The organism is Streptomyces sp. S6, assembly GCF_054880855.1.
This window is the reverse complement of the sequence record NZ_JBTYMC010000295.1, coordinates 1-8,263: the sequence shown is the minus strand read 5'-3', so window position 1 is coordinate 8,263 and position 8,263 is coordinate 1. Positions and strand designations below refer to the sequence as shown.

The 8,263-nt window shown below is 71.3% G+C and carries 7 protein-coding genes and 1 pseudogene; 3 read left to right on the top strand and 5 right to left on the bottom strand.

Going from position 1 to position 8,263, the window contains the following annotated elements; all coding sequences use genetic code 11:
- Window positions 1-293: MBL fold metallo-hydrolase (locus tag ACVNF4_RS28805; protein WP_461805811.1), on the bottom strand; the 293-nt coding region annotated here is incomplete at its 3' end.
- A 111-nt stretch (window positions 294-404) separates the two neighbouring features.
- On the opposite strand from ACVNF4_RS28805, the gene ACVNF4_RS28800 reads away from it, so the two are divergent.
- From ACVNF4_RS28800 to ACVNF4_RS28790, 3 genes are all read left to right on the top strand, one after another.
- Complete coding sequence (locus ACVNF4_RS28800; RefSeq protein WP_461805810.1) at window positions 405-1,013, top strand: ABATE domain-containing protein; 609 nt, start codon at window positions 405-407, stop codon at window positions 1,011-1,013.
- A gap of 47 nt (window positions 1,014-1,060) precedes the next feature.
- Window positions 1,061-1,630, top strand: a complete 570-nt coding sequence (locus ACVNF4_RS28795; protein WP_461805809.1) for a DinB family protein — start codon at window positions 1,061-1,063, stop codon at window positions 1,628-1,630.
- Window positions 1,631-1,797: 167 nt separating this feature from the next.
- Entirely contained in the window at window positions 1,798-3,957 is a 2,160-nt protein-coding gene (locus ACVNF4_RS28790; protein ID WP_461805808.1) for an MMPL family transporter, read from the top strand.
- Between the two features lie 60 nt (window positions 3,958-4,017).
- Here ACVNF4_RS28790 and ACVNF4_RS28785 read toward each other — a convergent pair whose 3' ends face one another.
- The 4 genes and pseudogenes from ACVNF4_RS28785 to ACVNF4_RS28770 form a co-directional block, all read right to left on the bottom strand.
- Complete coding sequence (locus ACVNF4_RS28785) at window positions 4,018-4,893, bottom strand: TIGR03619 family F420-dependent LLM class oxidoreductase (protein ID WP_461805807.1); 876 nt, start codon at window positions 4,891-4,893, stop codon at window positions 4,018-4,020.
- Between the two features lie 449 nt (window positions 4,894-5,342).
- Complete coding sequence (locus tag ACVNF4_RS28780; protein WP_461805806.1) at window positions 5,343-6,536, bottom strand: serine hydrolase domain-containing protein; 1,194 nt, start codon at window positions 6,534-6,536, stop codon at window positions 5,343-5,345.
- A 113-nt stretch (window positions 6,537-6,649) separates the two neighbouring features.
- Window positions 6,650-7,765, bottom strand: coding sequence for a GH12 family glycosyl hydrolase domain-containing protein (locus ACVNF4_RS28775; RefSeq protein WP_461805805.1), 1,116 nt, complete (start codon window positions 7,763-7,765; stop codon window positions 6,650-6,652).
- 184 nt (window positions 7,766-7,949) lie between these two features.
- Window positions 7,950-8,263, bottom strand: a pseudogene (locus ACVNF4_RS28770) (hypothetical protein); the annotation flags it as partial.

Here is an 8,263-nt window from a genome sequence, read left to right as displayed (position 1 = left end):
GCGCCGCCGAGCCGCCGCGCGCCGCTCGGGGTGGTGAGGGTGAGCGGGACGTCCGCGAGGAGGGCGCGGCCGGAGGTGTCGAGGTTGTCGGGGTGCTCGTCGTGCGAGAGGAGGACGACGTCGACGGGGCCCAGGTCGGCCGGGGCGGCGGCGGAGGGGGCCGTCTTGGTCAGGCTGCCGCCCGGTATCGGGTACGAGCCGGGGGCGTCGAACGTCGGGTCGGTCAGGAAGCGCAGGCCGCCGTACTCGAAGAAGGCGGTGGGGCCGCCGAAGGTGCGGACAGGGAACGTCACGGTGGGTCTCCTCACGGATGTTGCGTCGTCAACCGTGAGGGGATCGTAGGCTGGTCTCACGGATGAACGCAATGAGTTCCGTGAGAATCACGGATGGGGGAGCGTCGTACCATGAGCGCTGTGAACATCGGCACCGGGGAAGAGAACGTGACGCAGCCCGCGCCGGGAGAGGACCGCCACCCCTCCCTCGCCCTCGCGAACACCGCGATGGCCCTGCCCGGCGGGCACTTCGTCGACCTCCTCGGCACCCCGGCGACGGCGAGCCACTGGCTGATCGCCCACGACCTCGCCCCCGCCGACGCCGCGCTCGGCGAGATGTGCGCAGCCCAGCTCCGCGCCCTGCGCGAGCAGGTCAGGGCCCTCTTCGCGTCCCGCGTCGCCGCCCTGCCCGCCCTCCCCGCGGCCCTCGCCGCCGTCAACGACGCGATGACCCGCGTCCCCACCGCCCCCCTCCTGATGTGGGACGAGAAGTCGGGCCCCTACCGCAGCACCCCCCACCCCACCACCGCCCTCGTCGACCACGCCCTCGCGGCCCTCGCCGCCGACGCCGCCGACCTCCTCACCTCACCGGCGGCGGAACGCCTCACCGCCTGCGCCTCCACCCCCTGCAACCGCTACCTCCTGCGCAACGGCCGCCGCCACTGGTGCTCCACCCGCTGCGGCGACCGTGCCCGCGCGGCCCGCGCCTACGCCCGCCGCACCCGGCCCGCCGCAGACTGAGCACCACCGGTGAAATTCGTTGGCGTTCAAGCGAGTTCACCCCGAGCATGGCCCGCATGAGCGACAGCCCCGAACGCTGGACCCAGGCCACCGTCTATCCCGACATGTGGGTCGACCCGGCGGACGACCCCCGCGACAACGACGGCCCCAGCCCCGACGGCGAACTCCCCACCCTCCTCGACTTCCTCTCGGGCTACCGCCTCACCCTGCGCATGAAGTGCGACGGCCTCACCCCGGAGCAGCTCGCCACCCGCTCGGTCCCGCCCTCCACGATGTCCCTGCTCGGCCTCCTGCGCCACCTCGCCGAGGCGGAGCGCGACTGGCGGGGCTGGATCACGGACGGCGAACCCCTCCCCAAGCTCTACGGAAAACGCGACGCGGACTTCGACGGCGCGATCGGCGACCAGGCCGTCGTGGACGCCGCGTACGCCGACCTGGAGCGCGAACAGGCCGCGCTGGACGCCGAGTTGGCCGCGTTCCCGGATCTGGGACAGCGGGTCGGCAGGCAGGGCGTCGCGATCCGTGAGCTGATGGTCCACCGGATCGAGGAGTACGCCCGCCACTGCGGCCACGCCGATCTGCTGCGGGAGCGGATCGACGGCCGGGTGGGGCAGTAGCGCCGATACCGAGAGCGCCGATCGCGTCACCTCCTTACGATGAATAACCGAACGACGAAGCGCTGAGACAACCGTTTCGGCCGGCTCGACGGGGAGCCGGCCGGGTCGCCGTTGCCAGGGACCGCTCCCCGGGTTGAGGTGATCTTCCTGCACAGGAGGGATCCCGCATGTTCCGACGTATGGGCGACGCTGTCGTCCGGCATCCGGTCTGGACGATCATGGCGTGGCTGATCGCCGCCGTGGCCATCGCGGCGACGGCTCCGAGCCTGCCGTCCAGCAGTGACGAGAGCAGTTTTCTGCCCAAGAGCTATGAATCGATCAAAGCCGCGGACCTCCAGGAGAAGGCGTTCCCCAGCGCCTTCACCCCGTCCGCCATCGCCCTGTTCCAGCGCGCCGACGGCGGGAAACTGACCGCCGCCGACAAACGGGACGTCACCCGGATCACCGGGGAACTGGGCGCGAAGAAGATCGGCGAGGTCCAGAAGGTCGTCGAGGGCCAGCCCTCCCAGGACGGCCGCTACACCATGACCCTCGTCCAGATGGACAGCAGGAACGCGGGCCAGCCGAAACAGGCGGACGCCGCGAAGATCCTGCGCGACGACGTGAAGGCCCTCGCCAAGGGCACGGACCTCCAGGTGAAACTGGGCGGCTCCGCGGCGCAGGCCCTCGACCAGCAGGACTCCTCCAAACGCGGTGAAGCGCTCATCGGCATCGGCACCTTCGTGATCATCCTGGTCACCCTGCTGATCATCTTCCGGGCGCCGATCCTCGCGTTCCTGCCGCTGGTCCTGATCGGCGTCGTCGCCGTCATCGCCAACGCGCTCATCGCCTACGCCACGAAACTCTTCGACCTCCAGGCCAACAGCTCGATCTCGTCGATCCTCATCGTCGTCCTGTTCGGCGTGGGCACCGACTACTTCCTGTTCCTGATGTTCCGCTACCGGGAACGCCTGCGGGCCGGGGACGAACCCAAGCAGGCCATGGTGAACGCGGTCGCCCGGGTCGGGGAGGCCATCGCCTCGGCCGCCGGGGCCGTGATCATCGCGTTCCTCGCGCTGGTCCTGTCCACGCTGGGCTTCCTCAAGCAGATGGGGCCCGCGCTCGCCATCGCGGTCGCCGTCACCCTCGTCGCCGGACTCACCCTGATCCCGGCCGTCGTCTCCCTCATCGGGCCACGGGTGTTCTGGCCGTCCAAGTCCTGGCGCCAGGAGCCCTCCGACGCCCGGTTCGCGGCGCTCGGCCGGGCCGTGCAGCGCAGGCCCGCGCTGACCGCCGCCGTCTCCGGGCTCGTCCTGCTCGTGCTGTCGCTCGGCACGCTCGGCTACAAGGCGACGTTCGACCTGGCGTCCGGTTCCATGCCGAAGACCAAGGAGTCCATGGTCGTCCAGGACGAGATGGGCAAGGCGTACTCGGCGGGCGCCGCCGCGCCGACGGCCGTCTACCTCTCCAGCAAGGACGGCCGCCCCCTCGACACGTCCGCGTTCGCGGGGTACGCCCAGAAACTCGGGGCGGTCGACGGGGTCGCGAGCGCCAGGATGACGCAGACGAACAAGGCGGGGACGACGGCGGACTTCACCGTCACCCTCAAGTACGAGGCGTCGACGGAGAAGGCGATCGAAGCGGTCGGCGAGGTCCGCTCCGTCGCCCACAAGGAGGCACCGGACGGCACCGAGGCCCTGGTGGGCGGCATGTCCTCGATCTACAAGGACATCCAGTCGGCCGTGAACCACGACTACCGGACGGTGTTCCCGGTCGCCGCCGCCCTGATCATGATCATCCTGGGGCTCCTGCTGCGCAGCGTCGTCGCCCCCTGGTACCTGATCGCCTCGGTGGGGCTCGGCTTCGGCGCGACCCTCGGCGCCACCGTGTGGATCTTCCAGGACGCCCAGGGACACCCCGGGCTGATGTTCATGCTCCCGGTGATCATGTATCTGTTCGTCGTCGCCATCGGCACCGACTACAACATCCTCATGATCGCCCGGCTCCGCGAGGAGGCCCGCGAGGGCCGCAGCCCCCGCGAGGCCGCCGGCATGGCCCTGCGGCACGCCGGTCCGACCGTCGCCGCCGCCGGGTTCATCCTCGCCGCGACCTTCGCGACGATGATGCTCGCGGGCAACGCCCTCCTCACGGAGATGGGCTTCGCCGTCTCCTTCGGCATCGCCGTCGCCGCGTTCGTCATGGCGATGTTCTTCACCCCCAGCCTCACCGCCCTCATCGGCCACGCGGCCTGGTGGCCCGGTCACGCCGACCGCGCCACCCCACCCCCGGCCGACCCCGACCGCACGGGCGGCACACCGGTCAGGGACACCGCGGGCCGCCGGAAGTGACGCGGGGAAACGGGCCGGTCCCTTCTCGGGGGACCGGCCCTCTCGGGCGCCGCGAACCGGTCAGCGCGTCAGGTCCAGGATGCGGTCGGCCAGTTCGAGGCACTGCTCCACGCTCTGGTCGACCAGGTAGAGGAGGTCCACGAAGGCGTCCTCGACGTCCGTCTCGTCCCGGGTGCGCAGGACGACGCCGGCGACGTCCTGGGGCGTCGACCCCGCCGCCGGGTTGATCCGCAGGACCGCGCCCACGTCGGCCGGGTCGCGGTCCTCGGCCTCCGCGAGCCGGCGGATCTGCTGGAGGGGCGCCGAGACGACCGCCGTCGGGTCGTATCCGCCGCCCGGCGCGACCATCGCGACCGGCATGATCCCGTCGGCCCGGCGCGCGGCCCTGCGCTGGGAGGCCGGGGAGAACGCCGAGAGGTAGATGGGCGGGCGGGGCCGCTGGACGGGCTTCGGGTTGATGTGCGCGGCCGGATAGGTGTGGTGGGGCCCTTCGTGCCGGTCGACGGGGTCGGTCGTCCACACCGCGTCCAGGACGTCGAGACACTCGTCCAGCCGCGCGCCCCGCTCCTTCCAGGGCACCCCGACCCCCTCGTACTCGTCCGGCGACCAGCCCGTCCCGAGGCCGGCCACCAGACGGCCCCGGCTCACCACGTCGACCCCGCTCAGCGAACGGGCCAGGAGCAGGGGAGGGTACCAGGGGGCGATCAGCGTGCTCGTGCCGAGCAGGGCGTGCTCGGTGACGGCGGCGGCCACCGACAGCGCGACGAACGGGTCCAGCGCGGCGCGCATCTCCACCGGGATGCTGTCGCCGGCCCCGCCGTACCCGACGGCCGGACGCACCGCCGCGAGCACCCGGTCCCCGACCCACAGACTCCCCGCCCCGAGCCCCTCGACCTCCCGCGCGAACCGCGCCACCTGGTCGAACTGCCGTTCCATGGAGCCGAATTGGGGGAGTGAGAAGCCTAGACGCATGGGGTCCTCCGGAGGTGCGGACGGTCGATGCGCCGTCCACCCTACGGCGGGGCCGGTGCGAGGAGGAGGGTGTTCTGAGACGGCTGTGAGGAGGACGCCGACCTCTCGTTCAGCGGATCGCGCCCCCCGACGGCCCGTCCAGCAGGGCGAGTTCGTCCCGGTGCGGCAGCCCCTCCCGGTCCCCGCGCGAGGCGACCGCGAACGCGCCGACGACGGCGGCCCGGTGGAGCCGGCCGGCCGGCGGGAGGTCGTCCAGGAGCCCCGAGAGGTACCCCGCGCAGAACGCGGCGAGCTGGTGAAGTCGGTGGGCTGCAAAGGAACTCCAGGGGAGGGGACACTGATCGCCTCGGGCCCCACCATGGTGAAAGGGGCCCCGCCCGGCCGGCGGGCGAGACCCCTCGCACGAGCGTGGATCAGCGCTGCTCGGCGATGTCCACATCGGCCGCACGGAACTTCGCCGCCGGCTTCTTCCCGCAGAACGCCGCCTCCAGCGTGCCGCCCAGCGCCGTGTTCGCGGACCCCTTGTTGGAGGTGTTCGCCATCGCGGACAGCGCCCGCTTCCCGTCCCGCGTCGCGAACGTGTACGTGTAGAAGCCCTGCACGGTGCCGGTGTGCCCGAACACCTCGGCGCCGCAGGTCAGGTTGTAGCGGCGCAGACCCAGCCCGTAGAAACGGGTGTTCGTGGTGTCGGTCGGCGTGACCGTCGTCATCGCCTCCAGCATCTCCGGGCCGAGCAGCCTGCCCTTCATGAGCGCCGTCGTGAACGTGTTGAGGTCGGCCGGGCTGGAGATGACCGCCCCGGCGGACTGCGCCCAGGACACCGTCTGCTCCGTGGAATCGACCAGCGGAGCGCCCGCCTCGTCCGGGTGCAGGTAACCGCGCACGTGGAGACCGGGGATCTTGGTCTCCGGGTGCACGTACATCGTGTCGCGCAGGCCCAGCGGCTGGAAGATGCGGTGCTCGTACTGCTCGGCGACCGGCGTCCCCGTCAGCTTCTCGATGAGCATCCCGACGACCACGAAGTTGGTGTTGGAGTACCGGTACGACACCCCGGGCTCGGTCGTGCGGGGCAGGGCCAGCGACAGGTCCAGCAGCTCCTGGTAGCTGAACACCCGGTTGCGCACGGCCTCGAAGCCCGGCACGGTGTGCTCGAACATGTCGTCCGTGTAGTCCGCGAGACCGCTGCGGTGCGTCAGCAGGTGCCGCACGGTGATCCGGTCGTCCGGCAGCAGACCCGGCAGGTACTCGTTCACCGGCGCGTCCAGCGTCAGCTTCCCCTCCTGGACGAGCTGGAGCAGGACCACGCTGGAGAACGTCTTGCTGACACTGCCGATCCGGAACCGCGCCCGGATGTCCATCGCCGCGCCCGACTCCCGGTCACGGACCCCGAGGGCGCGCACCTTGACGCCGTAGGGGTCGACGTAGCGGGCCATCGCGCCGGGGGCGCCCTGGGCCATGGCCGCCTTGAGCGCCGTCTCCACGCCGTCCATGTCGGCGGTCGGGCCGGTCGGCTTGGGCGCGGCGTGGGCGGCGGTGGCGGGCAGGACGCCCGTGGCGAGGGCGGCGATCAGGGTGGCGCCCGTGAGGAGGCGTCGAGTGTGCGACAACGTGGATCCCTTGTGTGGTCGGTGGGGGTGCAACCCACAAGAGGCACAAGATCCACGCATCGGTTCCCGCGACACACAGCTTTCTCACAGCGTCACCCTGACGCCTCGTCATCTCACGTGACGGAACACGCCGTTCCGCTGAGACTGAACGCCGCGGGTGAGGCGAAGGTCCCGCTGTACATCCCCTGGAACCCGAACGACTGGGTGCCGCCGGGCGCGATGGTCGCGTTGTGCGCGGCCGGCGTCACCGTCACCGGCCCCGACGACGGGGTGACCGACGCGTTCCAGGCGTTGCCGATCTGCTGCCCCGACGGCAGAGCGAACGCCAGCCGCCAGTCGCTGACGGGTGCCGAACCCGTGTTGCGCACGGTCACGTCGGCCGTGAACCCGCCCTGCCACACGTTCGTCGCGTACTTCACCTCACAGGCCGCGCCACCGCCGGGGTTCCCCGGACCCGAGCCCGTGTTCACGGTGGACGAGAAGGAGTTGACGGCCAGCCCCGCGCCGTTCTGCCACGGCTCGAACCCGGCCTGCACACTCGTCAGGTACCAGTTGTTCTGCGCCAGCCCCCGCGAGACGGTCTGCCGCACGAAGTCCATGACGTCGAAGCTCCAGCTGTCGATCGCCGACGGCGCGACGAACGAGATCACGTCGTTCGTACTGTTCCTGCCCTGCCACACCTGCCAACTGCGCCCGCCGACCGTCACGTCGGCCACCGGCGAGCCGATCGGCTGGATCGAGCCGACCCGGTTGAACCAGATCATGATCTCGGTCCGGTTCACCCCGTCCGTGCGGGGCGTCGGGTCCAGCCAGATGTCGTACGCCGCGTCGTACACGGCGCCCGACACGTACCCGAACGAGATGCTGCTCGGTGCACTGGAGATCCCGGAAAGCTGCGCGGGCAGCCGCGTCCCGGGCGAACAGTTCGTGTAGTGGCAGCCGTTGAAGACGGACGGATACGACTTCGGCGCCCCGTTCGTCGGCACGGAGCCGTCCGCCTGGGTCACCCGGAACCCGGAGTCGGTGGCGGTGACGCACTGCTGCTGCGAAGTGCCCCACCGGTTGTTCTGGACGACGTAGCGGCCCTGGATCGTGGTGGACCCGTACTGCTCGCACACCACGGTGTCCGCCTGGGCCGGCGGGGTCAGGGTCAAGAGCGCGGCGACGGTGACGAACGCGGTCACCAGAGCGCCGATCAAGGAGTGGGGGAGGCGCGGTATCGGACGCATGCGGGGCCTCTTTCCGAGGGACGGCCGGGGACGGATGCCTGTCCGGGGCACTCCCCACCGCCGCACCGGATGGGAGCGCTCCCATTACCTGTTCCGGACGGGACTATAGGGGTCCTCGCGAGTCCCGACAACACTCCTGTCACCCCGTCGAAACGAAATTCGACGGGGTGACAGGAGTGTCGTCCTATTTGACGCAGAGCAGTCCGAGCAGGCAGAGCCCGGCGGGGTTGGTCGCGTCCGACGAACCCGAGCCGCCGGAGGAACCACCGGAGGGCGGTGCGGGGGACGGCGACGACGGGGCGGGCGCCGGGGAGGGCTTGGACGCCGAGCCGGAGTCGGCCGGGGGTGCGGGGGTGTTCGGTGAAGACCCGGTGGACGGGGTCGGTGCCGGTGCCGGTGTGTCCTGGTGCGCGGGCCGTTGCTGGACCGGGGCGGGCTGGGCCTGGTCGGCGGCCTGCTCGCGCGGCGCGTTCGGCGTGTACGCGGCGAGGCCGACGG

Excerpts from the sequence above, each read along its gene's own strand:
- ACVNF4_RS28790 (WP_461805808.1), top strand. The coding sequence starts at position 1,798 with ATGTTCCGACGTATGGGCGACGCTGTCGTCCGGCATCCGGTCTGGACG.
- ACVNF4_RS28795 (WP_461805809.1), top strand. The coding sequence starts at position 1,061 with ATGGCCCGCATGAGCGACAGCCCCGAACGCTGGACCCAGGCCACCGTC.
- ACVNF4_RS28775 (WP_461805805.1), bottom strand. The coding sequence starts at position 7,765 with ATGCGTCCGATACCGCGCCTCCCCCACTCCTTGATCGGCGCTCTGGTG.
- ACVNF4_RS28800 (WP_461805810.1), top strand. The coding sequence starts at position 405 with ATGAGCGCTGTGAACATCGGCACCGGGGAAGAGAACGTGACGCAGCCC.
- ACVNF4_RS28785 (WP_461805807.1), bottom strand. The coding sequence starts at position 4,893 with ATGGAACGGCAGTTCGACCAGGTGGCGCGGTTCGCGCGGGAGGTCGAG.